This window comes from Metabacillus rhizolycopersici (assembly GCF_020075705.1).
Genome location: NZ_JAIQUM010000009.1, coordinates 106,320 through 124,540, shown reverse-complemented (window position 1 = coordinate 124,540; position 18,221 = coordinate 106,320). Strand labels below are relative to the sequence as shown.

18 protein-coding genes are annotated in these 18,221 nt (G+C 37.1%); all 18 read right to left on the bottom strand.

The features are described from left to right. Positions 1-204: 204 nt before the first annotated feature. The 18 genes from dapA to nusA all read right to left on the bottom strand — a co-directional run bounded on the left by dapA (position 205) and on the right by nusA (position 18,195). The gene (gene dapA, locus K9V48_RS06615) at positions 205-1,083 is read right to left on the bottom strand and encodes a 4-hydroxy-tetrahydrodipicolinate synthase (protein WP_224137920.1); all 879 of its coding nucleotides are present in this window, start codon (positions 1,081-1,083) and stop codon (positions 205-207) included. 176 nt (positions 1,084-1,259) lie between these two features. Continuing rightward, entirely contained in the window at positions 1,260-2,477 is a 1,218-nt protein-coding gene (gene dapG / locus K9V48_RS06610) for an aspartate kinase (protein ID WP_224137919.1), read from the bottom strand. A gap of 67 nt (positions 2,478-2,544) precedes the next feature. Further along, positions 2,545-3,588, bottom strand: coding sequence for an aspartate-semialdehyde dehydrogenase (gene asd, locus K9V48_RS06605; protein WP_224137918.1), 1,044 nt, complete (start codon positions 3,586-3,588; stop codon positions 2,545-2,547). A 128-nt stretch (positions 3,589-3,716) separates the two neighbouring features. Beyond that, complete coding sequence (locus K9V48_RS06600; protein ID WP_224137917.1) at positions 3,717-4,319, bottom strand: dipicolinate synthase subunit B; 603 nt, start codon at positions 4,317-4,319, stop codon at positions 3,717-3,719. Continuing rightward, a complete protein-coding gene (gene dpaA, locus K9V48_RS06595; RefSeq protein ID WP_224137916.1) occupies positions 4,316-5,218 on the bottom strand; it encodes a dipicolinic acid synthetase subunit A in 903 nt (300 codons plus the stop codon). Before dpaA ends, K9V48_RS06600 begins: the two co-directional genes overlap by 4 nt. Positions 5,219-5,731: 513 nt before the next feature. Continuing rightward, positions 5,732-5,992: a YlmC/YmxH family sporulation protein gene (locus tag K9V48_RS06590; RefSeq protein WP_111614936.1), complete on the bottom strand. Its 261-nt coding sequence runs from the start codon at positions 5,990-5,992 to the stop codon at positions 5,732-5,734. A 168-nt stretch (positions 5,993-6,160) separates the two neighbouring features. Continuing rightward, positions 6,161-7,399, bottom strand: a complete 1,239-nt coding sequence (locus K9V48_RS06585) for a M16 family metallopeptidase (protein WP_224137915.1) — start codon at positions 7,397-7,399, stop codon at positions 6,161-6,163. 37 nt (positions 7,400-7,436) lie between these two features. Further along, positions 7,437-8,411: a polysaccharide deacetylase family protein gene (locus K9V48_RS06580; RefSeq protein ID WP_224137914.1), complete on the bottom strand. Its 975-nt coding sequence runs from the start codon at positions 8,409-8,411 to the stop codon at positions 7,437-7,439. 245 nt (positions 8,412-8,656) lie between these two features. Beyond that, positions 8,657-10,807 carry a polyribonucleotide nucleotidyltransferase gene (gene pnp / locus K9V48_RS06575; RefSeq protein ID WP_224137913.1) on the bottom strand — a complete coding sequence of 717 codons (2,151 nt, stop codon included), beginning with the start codon at positions 10,805-10,807 and terminating at the stop codon, positions 8,657-8,659. Positions 10,808-11,018: 211 nt separating this feature from the next. Then, positions 11,019-11,288 carry a 30S ribosomal protein S15 gene (rpsO, locus tag K9V48_RS06570; protein WP_224137912.1) on the bottom strand — a complete coding sequence of 90 codons (270 nt, stop codon included), beginning with the start codon at positions 11,286-11,288 and terminating at the stop codon, positions 11,019-11,021. 125 nt (positions 11,289-11,413) lie between these two features. Continuing rightward, positions 11,414-12,361 (bottom strand): bifunctional riboflavin kinase/FAD synthetase, encoded by a 948-nt coding sequence (gene ribF, locus K9V48_RS06565; RefSeq protein WP_224137911.1) that lies wholly within the window; start codon positions 12,359-12,361, stop codon positions 11,414-11,416. A 93-nt stretch (positions 12,362-12,454) separates the two neighbouring features. Beyond that, positions 12,455-13,375, bottom strand: coding sequence for a tRNA pseudouridine(55) synthase TruB (gene truB / locus K9V48_RS06560; protein WP_224137910.1), 921 nt, complete (start codon positions 13,373-13,375; stop codon positions 12,455-12,457). A gap of 253 nt (positions 13,376-13,628) precedes the next feature. Then, positions 13,629-13,985, bottom strand: a complete 357-nt coding sequence (rbfA, locus tag K9V48_RS06555; protein WP_224137909.1) for a 30S ribosome-binding factor RbfA — start codon at positions 13,983-13,985, stop codon at positions 13,629-13,631. A gap of 16 nt (positions 13,986-14,001) precedes the next feature. Then, positions 14,002-14,280 carry a DUF503 domain-containing protein gene (locus K9V48_RS06550; protein WP_224137908.1) on the bottom strand — a complete coding sequence of 93 codons (279 nt, stop codon included), beginning with the start codon at positions 14,278-14,280 and terminating at the stop codon, positions 14,002-14,004. After that, the gene (infB, locus tag K9V48_RS06545) at positions 14,277-16,451 is read right to left on the bottom strand and encodes a translation initiation factor IF-2 (protein WP_224137907.1); all 2,175 of its coding nucleotides are present in this window, start codon (positions 16,449-16,451) and stop codon (positions 14,277-14,279) included. The genes K9V48_RS06550 and infB overlap by 4 nt, the downstream gene beginning before the upstream one ends. A 19-nt stretch (positions 16,452-16,470) precedes the next feature. After that, a complete protein-coding gene (locus tag K9V48_RS06540; protein ID WP_224137906.1) occupies positions 16,471-16,776 on the bottom strand; it encodes a YlxQ family RNA-binding protein in 306 nt (101 codons plus the stop codon). Between the two features lie 5 nt (positions 16,777-16,781). Continuing rightward, the gene (gene rnpM / locus K9V48_RS06535) at positions 16,782-17,054 is read right to left on the bottom strand and encodes an RNase P modulator RnpM (protein ID WP_224137905.1); all 273 of its coding nucleotides are present in this window, start codon (positions 17,052-17,054) and stop codon (positions 16,782-16,784) included. Positions 17,055-17,067: 13 nt separating this feature from the next. After that, a complete protein-coding gene (gene nusA, locus K9V48_RS06530) occupies positions 17,068-18,195 on the bottom strand; it encodes a transcription termination factor NusA (RefSeq protein WP_224137904.1) in 1,128 nt (375 codons plus the stop codon). Between the last annotated feature and the right edge of the window lie 26 nt (positions 18,196-18,221).

Below are 18,221 nucleotides of genomic sequence, written 5' to 3'. Positions count from 1 at the left end.
TGATCTCGTTGAATAGAATTATGTTTCGAAAGCATCGTCATCACCTCAAGGTTTTTCTTACTTCTAGTTTAAAACAAAAAAGACCGTAGGCAAACTCAATTTTCATCGAGTTTGTCTACAGTCTGAAAGGTCTGATTAAAGTATCAGACCTTTTTATGTAAGGGCAAGGTTACTTACCTTTTGCCATTACAAACTATTTCACAATTATCGCAAACTATTGTTAATAACTTCCATTAATTCATTTCGTTCAGAACTCGTTAATGGGATTAATGGTAAGCGGACAGATCCAACATCTAATCCTCTAACCTGTAAGGCTGTTTTCACAGGTACAGGGTTTGGAGCCACAAAAAGCTGTTTCATAATAGGTAATAACCTCCGATGTTGTTCAGCAGCTCTCACCTGGTCACCGCTAACAAACGCCGATATCATTGACTCCATTTCTGATCCAATAATATGCGATGCAACGGATATTACACCCGCTCCGCCAATCGCTAACAGCGGTAATGCTAATGCATCATCACCTGAGTATACTGCAAAGTTATCGTCTGTTTTAGAAATGAGCTCAGCCATTACATCTAAATTTCCGCCTGCTTCTTTTACCGCAATAATGTTTGGAAGCTTCGAAAGTCTTACTATTGTGTCCACCGTCATATTAATGACACTTCTTCCAGGGATGTTGTAAAGCATAACTGGGAGTGTTGTTGTTTCTGCAATTGCTTTAAAATGTTGATATAACCCTTCTTGACTAGGTTTATTATAATATGGGACTACAAGCATGATTGCATCCACGCCTGCTTCTTCTGCTTGCTTTGTTAATTTAATTGAAGCTGCAGTATTATTACTTCCAGTTCCTGCGATAACTGGAATTCGCCCATTTACTTCTTTTACTGTATGTTTAAAAAGTGCAATTTTCTCCTCAGTACTTAATGTAGGAGATTCGCCTGTTGTACCATTTACAACCAATGACTGAGTTCCATGGTTAATTAAATAATCAATTAAAGTTGTTGTTTTTTGGAAGTCAACATTTCCGTTTTTATCAAACGGAGTTACCATTGCTGTAGAAAGTTTACCAAAATGACTCATTCTCTCTCTCACTCCTTTTGTTGCGATCATTAACGATAAAAATGTATATTTTTTCTTTAGATTTTGTTCTTGCACCTAGCACCTTAATAGGTTAGCCACCCATGAATTGACAAGAAAGAACGCTCATATCCTCTTAGAAAATCATTGCCCTTATTATTCAGGGGAGCTGTGCTTCTTTATTTCGCTAGGTTGAACGCCTCGTGTAAAGCATTAACTGCTTTTACCATATCTTTTTCTTTTACTAATACCCAAATCGTCGTGTGACTATCTGCTGATTGAAGGATTTGAATCCCGTTTCCAGAAAGTGCGGTTACTATTTTTGCCGTTACACCTGGAACTCCCATAATGCCTGCTCCAACGGTTGATACCTTAGCACAGTTTCTCGTAATAATCGGTTCATAACCAAGCTGTTCTAAAATTTCAATCGCGCGATCCGCTACTTTTTCGGTAACTGTGTAGATAACACCTTTTGGCGTAATATTAAAAAAGTCAACACTGATACCGTCTTTTGCCATTGCTTTAAATACTTCTGTCTGGACATCATATTGTCCTTCTTTTGCACTCACTTTTATTTGAGTGACATTAGGGACTTGAGCGATTCCAGTAATAAGACGCTCATGAACATCGCTACCTCTTTTTGTCATATAATTCGATGTAACGAGAGTTCCAGTAGCGTGTGAATAGGTTGATCGCACACGGATAGGTACGTCTGCTTGCATGGCAATTTCAACAGCACGCGGATGGATGACTTTAGCTCCTTGATAAGCAAGATTAACGATTTCAGTATACGTAACAATAGAAAGAGGTTTAGCATTTTCCACGATACGCGGATCTGCAGTCATGACACCTTCAACGTCTGTAAAAATATCGACAAATTCAGCGTCCAATGCTGCACCTAGTGCTGCTGCAGTTGTATCACTTCCACCTCTGCCAATCGTTGTCACATCACCATTTAGCTTTGATGCTCCTTGAAAACCTGCAACAACTACAACGTCATGATTTGCAAGCTCATTAAGCAATCGTTCAGATTTCATTTCAAGAATCTTCGCATTTGTATGCTCTTCATTTGTGACAAATCCAGCTTGTGAACCGTTTAAGGCAGTAGCTTTTATATCATTTTCGTTTAACATACTTGAAAATACGATGGATGAAATTGTTTCTCCACAAGACAAAAGCATATCCTGTTCTCGCTTAGATATCGCTTCAATTTCGCCATATACGAGACTGAGCAATGTATCTGTTGCATATGGATCACCATTTCTACCCATTGCAGATACAACTACAACGACCTTATAGCCTTCATCAATTGCATCTTTTATATGCTTTAAAGCCATTTTTCGACCACGGTCATCCTTAACAGATGTTCCCCCGAATTTTTGCACAATAATTTTCATTGTAACACCTCTACACTAGACGTGACAGAAGAGAGCTGGTTTTTACCTGCTCTCTTCCAATATAGATTTAAACTAATTGTAATTTCACTAAACTTTCTGCAATTTGAACAGAGTTCCATGCAGCACCTTTTAATAAGTTATCTGAAACGATCCACATATGGAATCCGTTATCAGCATCTAAATCTTTACGGATTCTGCCCACGAATACGTCATTTTTTCCTACGCTATATGCTGGCATTGGATAAACCTGCTGTGATGGATCGTCTTGAAGTGTTACACCGTCTGCATCTTTTAATAATGCTTTTATTTGTTCTACAGAAACACCTTGTTGATCAACTTCAACATATACAGACTCTGAATGGCCAGTCTCTACTGGTAAGCGAACACAGGTTGCTGCTACTTGTAATCCAGGCATCTCCATGATTTTTTTCGTTTCATTGATCATTTTCATTTCCTCAAATGTAAATCCATTATCTTCGAATTTATCAATTTGTGGAATCGCATTAAAGGCAATTTGATAATGTTTTTCATCACCTTTTACAGGTAAAATCTCAGGTGTGTATTCATCACCATTTAAGATAGCCTTAGTTTGCTCATTTAATTCTTGAATTGCTGCAGCCCCTGCCCCTGATACTGCTTGATATGTCGAAACAATAACTTTGTTTAAGCCATAAGCTTGACGAAGTGGTTCAAGTGCAACAACCATTTGAATCGTCGAACAGTTCGGGTTTGCAATAATCCCATTATGATTTTTTAATGCGTCTTCATTTACTTCTGGAACAACAAGTGGAACATTTTCGTCCATACGATATGCGCTTGTATTATCAACAACAATTGCACCTCGTTTTACTGCCTCTGGTGCAAATAGTTTAGAAATATTTCCACCCGCACTGAATAATGCTATTTGAACTCCTTCAAAGCTATCTGGAGTTGCTACTTGCACGATATGTTCTTCATTTCTGAACGTGATTTTAGTTCCTGCAGAACGTTCAGAAGAAAGTAAAGTTAGTTTAGAAATTGGGAAATTGCGTTTTTCTAGAGTTTGAAGCATTTGCTGCCCAACTGCTCCCGTCGCTCCGACTACTGCTACATGATAACCTCTTGCATCCATTAACACTAGCTCCTTCCAGCTATTTAAACAAATCTGTTAAGATAGCTTCAAATCTTTTACGTATTATTCTATCACATAATTTGTCGAATGGACTCAATAATTTATCAATATTTTATTGAATTATTAAATTACTTTTCAAAATCACGATATTTTTCGATTACAACTGGTTGAATTTGCTTGCCATCTAACGCTGCTACCACAGTATCAAGAAGTGATTCCATTCTTGCTACCATTGAGTTCGGCTTTTTATCTGGTACATCCTGACCGAAAGGAATAAAATAAATATCTTTCGTTGCCATAAGACGCATTAGGTTGACTCCATTTAAGCCTAACGCATCATTTGTTGATATACCTACAACAACAGGTCTATGTGTTCGTAACGTTGCTTTAGCCGCCATAAGAACTGGTGAATCTGTTAGTGCATTAGCAAACTTGCTCATTGAATTACCTGTTAAAGGTGCAATAACCATACAGTCAAGTGGTCGTTTTGGCCCAAGTGGCTCTGCATCTACAATCGTATCAATTACGTTATTCCCTGTGAGCTGTTCAACCTTCTCTACCCACTCACCCGCATTTCCAAAGCGAGTCGTTGTATTTTTCACAGTACTCGATACAACAGGAACGACAGTTGCCCCTTCATCCAATAATGATTTAATTTGCGGATAAACCTCTTCATATGTGCAATGTGAGCCTGTAATTCCAAACCCTATTCGTTTGCCATTTAGCTTCATGAAGAAAACCCCTTTCCATCTATTTTTAATTCGGTTAATAACTGTGAGAGAACATTAGCAATAATTTGGCCCGCCGTTTTTGGTGCAACAATGCCCGGTAAGCCTGGTGCCAATAGTGCTTTAATCCCTCTTTTTTCTGCATAGCGAAAATCAGTCCCGCCTGGTTTTGATGCTAAATCAATGATTAATGTGTGTGCTGGCATATTTGCGATCACCTTAGATGTAACAATTAAATGTGGAACTGTGTTAATACAAATATCAACATCCCTAATTTCTTCATGAATATTTTCTAAACTAAATGGTGTTAAACCCATTTCAGTAATTCTCGCTAAGTCTGCAGTTTTTCTTGCCCCTACCTTTACTTGTGCTCCTAATGCTGCAAACGTTCTCGCAACACTCATTCCCACTCTTCCAAGTCCAAGGACAGCAATACTTGAGCCATGAATCGTTGTATCAGTGTGTTGAATGGCCATCATGATCGTGCCTTCAACAGTTGGAATCGAATTATAGATTGCGACATCATCACGTTCAAAAAGCAGAACTAATTTTCGATGAGTTGATTCAACAATTTTATCTAAATAAGGATTCGTTATTCCTGAATATATGACACAATGTGGTGGCGTACTTGTTAGTAATGCATCCGTTAATTTAACTTCTTCATTCGAAAATACTGTTTCAATTATTCCTGCTGGATTTGTACCAGGAATAGGCAAAATAATGACATCTATTTCTTCAAATTGAATCTCATCTAACTTTACTTTGATAGCACCAGTAAAGCCATGGTCCAATTGGTCAAAACCGACAAGAAATAGCTTTGCATCGAGTTCAGTTAATTTACGAATAACCTCTAGCTGCCTTGCATCACCACCGATAACAGCTACGTTCAATCCTGTTAACATATTGATTGTTCACCTTCTTTTTTGGCATGTTATCTGTTTAATTATCCTAGACTTTTTTGGTTAACTTACTTCAACATACTATGTAAGAAATGTAATTTGGGTGATTAAACATATGGATTTTCGGATTTCAAATTCACAATGTTCAATCTTAAAACGACTCCCGTAAGATGATCGTTTTTTTATCATTCATATGTGGGGAAATCTAGGGGCAAATGACGTATGAAATGTCCAGACAATATTGACATTGCTTTCACGTAATTAACAAAGTAAACCAATCGCGAAAATTTGCTAAAATACATTCTTTGAAAGAACAAAAGCGCAAGCACCTTGACCAACCTAAGGCAGGCATAAGACGCGCATCAATAGAAGGCGTACTTTGCCTCTATTCATGCGTGGCTTATAACCCTGAGGGGCTAGGCGCTTGCGCTGGATGCAGTGCACTTATCCACAGTGCAAGAATTTTATATTTTCCTATATCACAAAAAAACGATTGGATTACCCAATCGAATGTCATTACGATTCTATTTTTTCTATCTCCTCATCTGGAATATCAAGGATAATCATATCTGTGCCAATTTTTTGGATATGCTGCCATGGTACGCGAATTTCCTGCCCCTGTTTTCTTAAACCGAACCATTTTAATGAAGGTATAATTAGGGTCGTAATTTGACCTGTCTGTTCATTGATTTCAAGATCTGTTTGTCCTAACACACCTAATCGTTCTGCACGTTTCACATCTACAATTTCTTTCCCGCTTAACTCACTTAATCTCATGTCCATCCCTCCTTTCTACTATCATATCGTTCTACAGCATTAAAAAATGCCTACAATTTATAAAAATTGTAGGCATTTGCGAAAATGTTATCCAAAACAATATGCACGTGTCAAACTATAGGATCTAGCTTCTCTACAGTCGTGAAAAAAATTTTCTTTTTGTAAAGATTATTTAAGGTTTTCAGGCAACTTACCTTCAGGACTAATAAGTGCAACAGAATAAGAGTCAGTAAATATTTGATTTGCAAGTGTATTTACACTTTCCTCACTTACCTGATTCACCATTTCTATAATTGAATCAAGTGTACGGTGTCGACCGAGAAGAAGTTCATTTTTTCCGTTTCTACTCATTCGACTATTTGTACTTTCAAGGCTTAGCATAAGGCTACCCTTCATTTGCTCCTTGCTGTTTGCTAATTCCTTAGCAGTAATTCCTTCAGATTTTAATGTAGCCAATGTTTCTTGGATTGTTTCAAATAATTCGTTAAGTTGCTTGCTTCCCGTCCCCCCATAAACCGTAAGAATCCCATTATCCGCATAAGAAGAATGATAGGAAAAAACGGAATATGCCAGACCTTTTTGTTCCCTAACATCTTGGAACAAACGGCTACTCATACTTCCGCCTAATATGTTATTTAAAACAATTAAGCTATATATATTTTCATGACCAACCTGCAAGCCATTAAAACCGATACAAAGATGTGCTTGCTCAGTATCTTTTTGTTTAGCTAACTTTTGATCCATAAAATTTGGCTTTTCAAACTTCTGCTTTTTAGAACCAGTTTCATACGTTCCAAATAATTTCTCAATATCTTTTATAAATTCTTCAGAAATATTACCTGCTACTGATACGACAACATTATCAGGTGTATAATGCCCATTCATGTATTCACGCAAAGTATCTCCATTAAAGGTTGCAAGCGTTTCTTCTGTTCCTAAAATAGGATACCCCAGTGGATGATTCCCAAAAGTTGCTCTACTTAAAACATCATGTACGATATCATCTGGAGTATCTTCATACATTTTAATCTCTTCATACACAACATTCTTTTCTTTTTTCAGCTCTTCTTCATCAAAGGTTGAATGAAAGAACATGTCCGCCAAAACATCTAACGCATACTTTGCATGGTCGTCCAAAACCTTTGCATAATAACAAGTATATTCCTTTGAGGTAAATGCATTAACTTGACCACCAATACTATCAAAGGATTCTGCTATTTCGCGAGCAGTCCTTGTTTTCGTCCCTTTAAAAAACATATGTTCTAAGAAATGAGAAACACCATTATTTTGGACATTTTCATTTCGTGATCCTGTTCCAATCCATACACCAATTGCAACTGAGCGAACAGTTGGTATGTTTTCTAATACGATTCTAACTCCGTTTTGACAAGTATATCTTTTTATCAAGTTTGTTCCTCCTTCAATGGTGCTGCCATTCAGCTGTTTACTTGTTCTTTTTCGTTGATGCTAGTCTTTCTTCATTTACCATCATCGAAACAGATCCAAAGGAATATCCTTTTTGCTTTATCGATGTAATGAGTGTTTCAAGACTTTCTGCTGTTGGAGATGTCGGGTGCATTAAGATTAAAGCACCATTGTGGACTTTACTCATCACACGATTTACTAGTACTTGTGGCTCAGGTCGCTGCCAATCAATTGTATCAACGCTCCACAAAACCGTTTCCATATTCATCTCGTCGGCAATTTTAACTACTTCATCTCGAAAACTTCCACTCGGTGGTGCAAACCATGTTGGCGTAATATCTGTCACAGACTTAATGACTTCGTTTGTTTTCACCAATTGCTCTCTAATACTTGATGTGGATAATTGACTCATATTAGGATGTGTATATGAATGATTACCAATCTCATGACCTGCATCAACAATCATCTTTGCCATTTCAGGATTTTCTTTCACCCATCTACCTTCTAAAAAGAAAGTTGCTTTCACATGGTATTTATTTAAGGTTTCTAGCATCGTAGGAATGTACTCATTTCCCCAAGCAACATTAATTAAAAATGAAACCATTGGTTTATCCGGATGCCCCCGATAAATTGGCGCAGCAGGTAAATCTTCTAAGTGAACAGTTGGTTTTACTTGACGAAAAACGAGGAGATTTTTATCAAAAACACCTTTATCCTGCATCTTTTTATAGGATTCATCAATATCAACCTCTAGCCCATTATAGCCAGGTGTAGCTTTCCATATCCTATGTACTTCTGCATTCTGGGGAGGTACATTATATTCACTTGCTTTTGCTGTTATCTCTTCATATAAGCGATCCTGATGATTAGAAACAGTGATACTCGTTTGCTTTATTTGCTCAACATAAGAAGCTGTAAATGGATTCTCGATAAAGCCGATGCTTACCGTTAAAATCAAAATAAATCCAACGAAATGAATAAATTTCCTTTGCATTATGTATCCCCCTTTTCACTAAAAAATATGTAAAAAGGGGACAAGGTAGAACCTGAAATGCGAAAGCGTCTGGAGCTAGACACCAAAACTAATTCCAAAACCAATTATTTCTAAAATCACAGATAAAAGCAACTATGTATAACACATCTTCTAATCATATACTAAAACAAGCAACAATTAAAAGCGTTTTCTACCAAAAATTCTTCAATAACGAAAAAGAAGCCTGGTTTCCCCGGCCTCGACTTTTATCCTTGTGTTTTTTCTGTTTGTTGTTCTTTTTGTTCTTTTTGTTCTTTTTGTTCTTTTTGTTCTTTCAAAACGGCTTTTCTTGATAGATTCACACGACCTTGCTTATCAATTTCAGTTACTTTCACTAAAATTTCATCACCAAGTGCGATAACATCTTCAACTTTACCGATACGTTCCTCAGCAAGTTCTGATATATGAACCAATCCATCTTTGCCATTGAAAATTTCAACAAATGCACCGAATTTTTCAATTCTTTTTACTTTACCGAGGTACATTTGACCAACAACGACTTCACGAACTAGATCTTCGATGATCTTTTTCGCTTTTTGATTCATTTCTTCGTTTACAGATGAAATGAACACAGTGCCGTCTTGTTCGATGTCAATTTTCACGCCTGTTTCTTCAATAATTTTATTAATTTGCTTACCGCTCGGTCCAATGACGTCTCTAATCTTATCAGGATTGATATTCATCGTTAGAATCTTTGGAGCATATTGAGATAGCTCTTGTTTAGGTGTTGAAAGTGTAGCAAGCATAGATTTTAAAATTTCCATTCTGCCTTTTTTAGCTTGTTGGAGGGCTTCCTCAAGAATTTCACGGGAAAGTCCATCAATTTTAATATCCATTTGTAAAGCAGTTACACCTTTTTCTGTACCTGCAACTTTAAAGTCCATATCACCTAAAGCATCTTCCATACCTTGGATATCTGTCAATACTGTATAATGCTCTCCAGATTTCACAAGACCCATTGCAATACCAGCTACAGGAGCTTTTATCGGCACACCAGCATCCATCATCGCTAGCGTACTTGCACAAATACTTGCTTGTGACGTAGAACCATTTGATTCTAAAACTTCTGATACAAGACGAATTGTATATGGGAAATCCTTTTCTGAAGGAATAATTGGTTCCAATGCTCGTTCACCTAATGCACCATGACCAATTTCACGACGCCCCGGTCCTCTCATCGGTCCTGTTTCCCCAACACTAAATTGTGGGAAATTATAATGATGCATGAAACGTTTAGATTCTTCGATACCAAGACCGTCTAATATTTGCACATCTCCAAGTGCTCCAAGTGTACAAATACTTAATGCTTGAGTTTGTCCACGTGTGAACAAGCCAGAACCATGTGTTCTTGATAATAAATTAACTTCAGATGAAAGTGGTCGAATCTCGTCAACTCCACGGCCATCAGGTCTAACTTTTTCTTCTGTAATTAGGCGACGAACTTCAGCTTTCACTAGCTTAGAAAGGATTTGCTTTACTTGTTTAAGCGTGCTTTCATCAGCATCTTTTTCTTCAAATTTCTCAACTACTGCATTTTTCACTTCAGAAATAGCTGCTTCTCTTGCATGTTTTTCTTGAACTTGAATCGCTTGTAATAAATCATTTTCTGCAAGCTCGCGAATTTCTTTTTCTAGATTAGCGTCTAATTCAAAAAGTGAAACGGCCGTTTTTTCTTTCCCAACTGCTGCAGCGATTTCTTCTTGGAAGACAATTAGACGTTTAATTTCTTCATGACCAAACATAATTGCTTCAAGCATTGTTTCTTCCGGAACTTCCTCTGCACCAGCTTCAACCATATTGATTGCATCCTTAGTACCAGCAACAACTAAATGGATATCGCTTTTTTCAGTTTGCTCAACATTAGGATTAATAATAAATTCATTATCTATTCTGCCGACTGTTACACCAGCAATTGGTCCTTCAAACGGAATATCAGAAACGCAAAGTGCAAGTGAAGATCCGAACATCGCTGCCATTTCTGATGAACAATCTTGATCAACACTCATGACGATGCTGATTACTTGTACTTCATTTCTAAAGCCATCTGCGAATAATGGTCTAATTGGACGATCGATTAATCGACTCGCCAAAATTGCCTTTTCACTTGGACGACCCTCTCTTTTAATAAATCCACCCGGAATTTTACCTACCGCGTATAAACGCTCTTCATAATTCACTGTTAAAGGAAAGAAATCAAGCGGCTTTGGCTCCTTTGAAGCAGTTGCTGTACTTAATACTGCAGTATCGCCGTATCGAATGAGAACTGCTCCATTTGCTTGTTTAGCTAGTTGCCCGATTTCAACAGACAGGTTTCTTCCAGCCCAATCTATGGAAAATATTTTCTTTTCTTGACCCATGTACGTAAAAACTCCTCTCTTATATAGTAACGTTATGTATTAATATGAACCATTTAAATTCAACATATCAATGTTGTTATTGTATGTAAATGGGTTTATAAAAAAACGTGTTTTGTTTTGCTAATTTCACTACTTTTTTTAAAAGTTCAATTATTTATTTCCCAATTTTAAATACACTAAAAAAGCGGGAAAAATCCCGCTTTTGAAGTAATTATCGACGTAAACCAAGCTTGTTGATTAATTCACGATAACGAGCTACGTCTTTATTACGTAGGTAAGTTAGTAAGTTACGACGTTTACCTACCATTTTTAATAGACCGCGACGAGAATGGTGGTCTTTTTTGTGAACGCGTAAGTGTTCGTTTAAGTTATTGATGTCCTCAGTAAGGATAGCAATTTGAACCTCTGGTGATCCAGTATCAGATTCATGTGTTTTGAAACTTGCGATTAGTTCGTTTTTACGTTCTTGTGTGATAGCCATCCTTTTCACCTCCTTAATTTACAAAAAACCCCTATTACTGAGCAATCGTTGGTGAATCGATTTGCCAAGCAACGGTTTTAAGTTACGTCAATTAGAATACTATTTTTTGAACAATATTGCAAGGGCTAAACTGTTTTTTGCATAAAAAATTGTAATGCAGCTGTTTTATCTTTTGTAATTTGTTCAATAAGTTCCTCTACATTATTAAACTTTTGTTCACTTCTTATACGCTTATACCAAGAAACTGCTACATTTTCATCATAAATTTCACTATGAAAATCAAAAATATGTACTTCAATACTTGGTCTTGCGGCTTTTTCTTTGTTGAACGTAGGTTTGAATCCAATATTACATACCCCTTTGTATTCCTTCCCACGAACGGTTGCTGTTACAGCATATACCCCTGTTGGAGGTAATAAATAGCCCTCACCCACTTCAATATTCGCTGTGGGAAAGCCAATTGTTCTTCCTCTTTTATCACCATGAATGACTAAGCCATTGACTGAATAGGGTCTTCCCAGAAGGGTTTGTGCGTATGTTACATCTCCACTTCTTACTACTTTACGGATTAAAGATGAACTAATCTTGCGAGCATGGTCAGTTTGTTTCTCAACCGTCGTATATAAAAATTGATTTCGAGAATGGAACGGTAAGGTCTCCATCGTCCCCTTCCCTAAAGAACCATATGTAAAATCATAGCCTGCAACTACATGCTTCACATTTAAATTTATTATATACTCGTCGATAAATTGCTGAGGTAATAAGCTTGCAAATTCTTTTGTAAATTCTACAATAAACAAAAGATCAATCTCAAATCTCTCAATCAATTGAATCTTTTCTTCAAGCGATGTAATACAGTCTTCTTCCACTTGATTTCGCAGAACGGTGAGTGGATGAGGGGTAAATGTCATAACTGCACTTTTATACCCTTTTGTCTCAGCTATTTCTTTTGCTTTTAGGATTACCTTTTGATGTCCTTTATGAACACCATCAAAATACCCTAAAGCTACGACCATTTCATCGAAATCTTGCTTATTAAAATTATGCGCTTGAGATAATTTAATTATTTTCACTGTCAACTTCACCTTTTTCCCACTTAAAATACAGTTTAATAAAGAAGACTAAAAAGTTAACTTAGAGACTTTTTAACACCTTCTTTAAACTTATTAAGATTCATTCATCAGCACCTTCGTAGGCTTCATGAGATGTTGCTTAGTAGGATGTTTCGCATAAATAGCAATGCAGCTTCCATCTTCACCATAAACGGCAATCGGAGAGCCAACTTCAAACTCAAGAAACTCAGAAGGTAACTCAAGTACAGCACCATTTCTCACTTTCTCTGTAAGCGTATCATGGATAATTAATTTCGGCAAATCTTTTAACGCTTCACCGATTGTAAGTAAAGAATCTTGAAGCTCACCACATTCGATTGCTGCTTCGATTTCTTCAAACGTTAGACAATTGGCGATGTCAAATTCTCCAGATTTTGTGCGGATAAGATGTGACATATGGGCAGGATATCCAAGTCTCTCTCCAATCATTACCGCTAAAGTTCGGACGTAAGTACCTTTTGAGCATGTCACACGGAAACGAAATTTAGCTAAACCATCCTCATTGTTGACTGAACTTAATAGAACTAATTCGCTGATCGTAATCATTCTAGAAGGTCTCTCAACCTCTATTCCGGCTCTTGCATATTCGTATAGCTTCTTACCTTTCACTTTAACAGCTGAATACATTGGAGGAATCTGTTCAATTATTCCAGTCATTGAAAGTAATACTTGCTCTACTTCTTCTTGTGTAATCTGAGGATTTACACTTTTTCTCTCTATTACCTCTCCAGAAGCATCTTCAGTTGTTGTTGAAAAGCCAATCGTCACTTCTGCTTCATATGTTTTTGAGGATGCAGTTAAATATTCAACAATTTTCGTTGCTCTACCTAAACAAAGAGGTAATACACCTGTCACATCTGGATCAAGAGTACCTGTATGACCTACTTTTTTTGTCTTTGCAAGCCTCCTCATTTTCGCTACACAATCATGGGATGTCATCCCAGCTGGCTTATTCAGTAATAAAACACCTTCCATTAATAACCCACCAATCCTATTTTTTTATCTTTTCGAAGTTTAATATGTACTTTGACATTCACTCACTATATTAAGTAGCTAGTTACTTGTACCAATCAACATATGCGCAACTAATTGCTTGCACGTCATTTCCCGTCTACATCAATCTTAGAGCTGTAAATTTATATGGAACGCTTTTGTATAGGACAAGTATATTACATTTCTAAAAGCTAAAGAAAGGGATAGACAAGGTGTCTATCCCTTTAAAAAGGAGTTATTCCTCCTCTTTATTTTGTGCATTTATTTCATGAATTAATGTTTCAATTCGATTTCCATAATCAATTGATTCGTCAAATTCGAACTGGATTTCAGGTGTCTTTCTTAAGCGGATTCGTTGACCAATTTCTGAACGAATAAACCCTCTCGCCTTTGCCAATCCTTTTAAAGTGTTTTGTCTTTGTTCCTCATCACCAAGTACTGAAATAAACACTTTCGCAATTTGCAAGTCACCTGACACACTAACATCTGTTACAGTTACAAAGCCGATACGTGGGTCTTTGATTTTTCGACCAATGATATCGCCAAGTTCTTTTTTCATTTGTTCACCGACACGGTTTGCTCTTAAGCTCATGTCATCACCTCTTCATCTACAACCATTCAATCGTCGTTACTGTACGTTCAATTTCAGGAAAAGAATCGATAAAATGTAAAACACTTTGCAATTCTTTTTCTGTTTGCACTTTTTGGGAACTAATAGCAACAATACCAAACTTCGTCCGTTGCCATGTATCTTGAAAGTCAATTTCTGAAATTGAAACATTGTATTTTTGTTTTATCCTTGTCAAAACCCGCTGCAATACTGCCCGTTTATCTTTTAATGACTGTGAATCATAAATGATGCACTCGCAGTCAACATATCCGATCATTTGCGTTCGATTTCCACCATAATGTAGGATTCAATAATGTCGCCTTCTTTGACATCATTGTAGTTTTTAAGCGTAATCCCACATTCGTAATTTCGAGCTACTTCCTTAACATCATCTTTAAATCGTTTTAGTGCATCAATTTCACCTTCAAATACAACAATACCATCACGAATCAATCTTACTCCACTATCGCGAGTGATTTTACCCTCGGTTACGTATGCACCAGCAATTGTACCAATTTTAGATACTTTAAAGGTTGTACGAACTTCAACTTGACCAATAACTTTTTCTTCATATTCTGGGTCAAGCATACCTTTCATCGCTAATTCAATTTCTTCAATTGCTTTATAGATGATACGGTGGAGGCGAATATCTACTTCCTCAGCATCAGCTGTTTTCTTAGCACCACTATCAGGACGGACGTTAAAGCCGATGACAATGGCATTTGAAGCAGACGCTAGGATAATATCCGACTCAGTTATCGCACCTACACCTGTATGGATGATTTTAACGCGGACACCTTCGACTTCTATTTTTTGTAAAGATGCTGCTAATGCTTCAGCAGAACCTTGTACATCCGCTTTTAAAATTAAATTAATATCTTTAATTTCACCTTGCTTAATTTGTTCAAATAGGTCATCAAGGCTTAATTTAGAACCTTCGCTACGTTGGGCGTCAAGCTGCTTTTGCGCTCTTGCTTCCCCTACCTGACGAGCTTGCTTCTCATCCTCAAATACCATAAATTGATCTCCAGCTAATGGTACATCATTTAAACCTGTGACTTCAACAGGAGTAGATGGACCAGCCTCTTTTACTCTTCGACCAATATCATTGACCATTGCACGAACACGACCAAATGTATTTCCTACGACAATTGGGTCACCTACATGAAGTGTACCATTTTGAACGAGAAGTGTAGCGACTGAACCGCGACCCTTATCTAATTGTGCTTCAATTACGGTACCAGTAGCACGTCTGTTTGGATTTGCTTTAAGTTCTTCTACTTCTGTTACTAAGATAATCATTTCAAGTAAATCATCAATTCCTTGACCATTTAATGCGGAGACAGGTACAAAGATAGTATCTCCACCCCAAGCTTCTGGTACTAGACCATGTTCTGTTAATTCCTGCATAACCCGGTCTGGATTTGCAGTTGGTTTATCAACTTTGTTAACAGCAACAATAATCGGTACCTCAGCTGCTTTTGCATGGTTAATTGCTTCGACTGTTTGTGGCATTACACCGTCATCAGCAGCAACTACTAGAATGGTAATATCTGTTACTTGTGCACCACGAGCACGCATTGTCGTGAACGCAGCATGACCTGGTGTATCCAAGAAGGTAATCTTCTGATCGTTTGAAACAATTTGATATGCACCAATATGCTGTGTGATTCCACCAGCTTCGCCCGCTGTCACTTTCGTATTTCGAATCGAGTCAAGAAGAGTCGTTTTACCATGGTCAACGTGACCCATGATTGTCACAACTGCAGGACGAATTTGTAGATCTTCCGCACGGTCTTCTTCTTCGTATTTCTCGAATTCAGTTTTTTCAAATACAATTTCCTCTTCAACTTCGACACCATAATCACCAGCGATTAATTCGATTGAGTCTTTATCAAGTTCTTGATTAATTGTTGCCATTGTCCCAAGTAGAAGTAGCTTTTTAATGATTTCTGATGGCTCTTTACCGAGCTTTGAAGCTAATTCTCCTACAGATAAACTACCGATGAATGTAATTTTGCTTGGTAGCTCTTTTTTAGGTTTAGGTTGCGCAGGCTGTTGGAAATTACCTTTATTTTTCTTAGCGTTATTATTTTTCTTCCCTTTGTTTTGATTAAAAGGTTTATTATTTGCTTGGTTTGGCCTGTTATTGTTTCGATTGGAATTCGTCGCAGGCTGTTTTTTGCCATTATTTGTGTTTGTATTTTCTGATTTGTTATTACTTGTATTAGTATTATTCACTTGATTCCCCGTTTTCTTAGTTAATTCGTTACTTGTATTTTTTTTGTTAGCTGTATTAAATTTTTGATCAAGCTTAACAATTACATTGTCTTCGATCGTAGACATGTGATTGCTAACTTCAACATCCATCTCTTGTAACGTAGAAATAATGTCTTTACTTGACACATTTGTTTGTTTTGCATATTCATATACGCGCATCTTTGTCATACGTCCACCCCCAAGAATATTAATCGAGCAAGGTTTTTAATTTTGCAGCAAAGCCTGCATCATTTATCGAGACAACAACTCTCGCGTCTTTACCAATCGCCTGACCCAATTGGTAGCGATCTTCAACAGTTTTAAAGGGGACTTGATAAAACGTGCATTTATCTTTTACCTTCTTCATTGTATTAGCGGATGCATCTTGTGAAAGCAGTACAAGCTTAGCTTTTTGTTGTCTAATTTCTTTAACAACAAGTTCCTCTCCAGAAATAACTTTTCGCGCTCGATTTGCTAAGCCTAATAAGGACATCCATTTTTGCTGCTGATTCATATTATTTATTGTTTCTCCTTCTCAGCCAATTGAAGTAACTCTTCATATACAGTTTCTTCGATATGTGTCTTTAAATGATTGGCAAGAATATTTTTCTTTTTCGCTTGCAGGATACACTCTTTATCGAGAGTGATATAAGCACCGCGTCCATTTTTTTTGCCGGTTAGGTCGACAGAAACATCGTCATCCTTTGACCTGACAACTCGGACAAGTTCTTTTTTTGTTTTCATTTCTCCTGTTGCAACACATTTACGTAAGGGAACTTTGCGGTTGTTCATGTGCATTCACCTCTTATTCACTAAGCTTTGGTTCATGGAAACTAGTTAAAAGTGGTTCGTCATCAACAACGTCAGTTTCGAATTCTCCTACTGGATAAATTCCAGCCTTTTCTGCATCTGTTTCACTTTTGATATCTATTTTCCAACCGGTAAGTTTAGCAGCTAAACGGGCATTTTGTCCTCGTTTCCCAATAGCTAACGATAATTGATAGTCAGGGACAATAACTGTCGTAGCCTTTTCTTCCTCATTAACGAGAACCTCAACTACTTTTGAAGGACTTAATGCATTAGCGACAAATTCGATAGGATCCGCAGACCATTTTACAATGTCAATTTTTTCACCTTTTAATTCATTGACAATCGCTTGTACACGTTGACCTTTTGGACCAACACATGAACCAACAGGGTCAACCTCTAAATTATCTGAATGCACAGATATTTTCGAACGATCTCCAGCTTCACGAGATACAGATTTTATTTCAACTGTCCCATCATAGATTTCTGGAACTTCAATCTCGAATAATCTTTTTAATAGCCCCGGGTGAGTTCTTGACACGAAAATTTGAGGACCCTTCGTCGTCTTTTCAACCTTCGTAATAAATACTTTAATTCGATCATGTGGTCTATATGTTTCATTTGGCATCTGTTCACTAACAGGTAAAAGAGCTTCAATCTTCCCTAAACTTACATAAATAAATTTAGAGTCGATACGCTGCACAATCCCAGTCATGATATCTTCTTCACGGTCAATAAACTCACTATATATCACACCACGTTCAGCTTCACGGACTCTCTGAGTCACGACTTGCTTAGCTGTTTGTGCTGCAATACGTCCAAAATCTTTAGGAGTTACTTCCATTTCAATCACATCATTTAGCACATAATTTGGATTGATTCCTCTTGCTTCCCCAATCGAAATTTCAAGACGTGAATCATATACTTCATCAACAACATCTTTCCTTGCATAAACTTTCATTGTACCTGTTTCTCGATTTAAATCAACACGAACATTTTGTGCTTGATTAAAATTTCTTTTGTAAGCAGAAATTAATGCAGCTTCAATCGCTTCAATAATTATATCCTTACTAATGCCCTTTTCCTTTTCTAAAATTGTTAAGGCATCTAATAGTTCACTACTCATTTTAACGGCTTCCCCCTTAAAAAATA

Excerpts from the sequence above, each read along its gene's own strand:
- dapA (WP_224137920.1), bottom strand. The coding sequence starts at position 1,083 with ATGAGTCATTTTGGTAAACTTTCTACAGCAATGGTAACTCCGTTTGAT.
- dapG (WP_224137919.1), bottom strand. The coding sequence starts at position 2,477 with ATGAAAATTATTGTGCAAAAATTCGGGGGAACATCTGTTAAGGATGAC.
- asd (WP_224137918.1), bottom strand. The coding sequence starts at position 3,588 with ATGGATGCAAGAGGTTATCATGTAGCAGTAGTCGGAGCGACGGGAGCA.
- K9V48_RS06600 (WP_224137917.1), bottom strand. The coding sequence starts at position 4,319 with ATGAAGCTAAATGGCAAACGAATAGGGTTTGGAATTACAGGCTCACAT.
- dpaA (WP_224137916.1), bottom strand. The coding sequence starts at position 5,218 with ATGTTAACAGGATTGAACGTAGCTGTTATCGGTGGTGATGCAAGGCAG.
- K9V48_RS06590 (WP_111614936.1), bottom strand. The coding sequence starts at position 5,992 with ATGAGATTAAGTGAGTTAAGCGGGAAAGAAATTGTAGATGTGAAACGT.
- K9V48_RS06580 (WP_224137914.1), bottom strand. The coding sequence starts at position 8,411 with ATGCAAAGGAAATTTATTCATTTCGTTGGATTTATTTTGATTTTAACG.
- pnp (WP_224137913.1), bottom strand. The coding sequence starts at position 10,807 with ATGGGTCAAGAAAAGAAAATATTTTCCATAGATTGGGCTGGAAGAAAC.
- rpsO (WP_224137912.1), bottom strand. The coding sequence starts at position 11,288 with ATGGCTATCACACAAGAACGTAAAAACGAACTAATCGCAAGTTTCAAA.
- truB (WP_224137910.1), bottom strand. The coding sequence starts at position 13,375 with ATGGAAGGTGTTTTATTACTGAATAAGCCAGCTGGGATGACATCCCAT.
- rbfA (WP_224137909.1), bottom strand. The coding sequence starts at position 13,985 with ATGAGCTTAAGAGCAAACCGTGTCGGTGAACAAATGAAAAAAGAACTT.
- K9V48_RS06550 (WP_224137908.1), bottom strand. The coding sequence starts at position 14,280 with ATGATCGGATATGTTGACTGCGAGTGCATCATTTATGATTCACAGTCA.
- infB (WP_224137907.1), bottom strand. The coding sequence starts at position 16,451 with ATGACAAAGATGCGCGTATATGAATATGCAAAACAAACAAATGTGTCA.
- K9V48_RS06540 (WP_224137906.1), bottom strand. The coding sequence starts at position 16,776 with ATGAATCAGCAGCAAAAATGGATGTCCTTATTAGGCTTAGCAAATCGA.
- rnpM (WP_224137905.1), bottom strand. The coding sequence starts at position 17,054 with ATGAACAACCGCAAAGTTCCCTTACGTAAATGTGTTGCAACAGGAGAA.
- nusA (WP_224137904.1), bottom strand. The coding sequence starts at position 18,195 with ATGAGTAGTGAACTATTAGATGCCTTAACAATTTTAGAAAAGGAAAAG.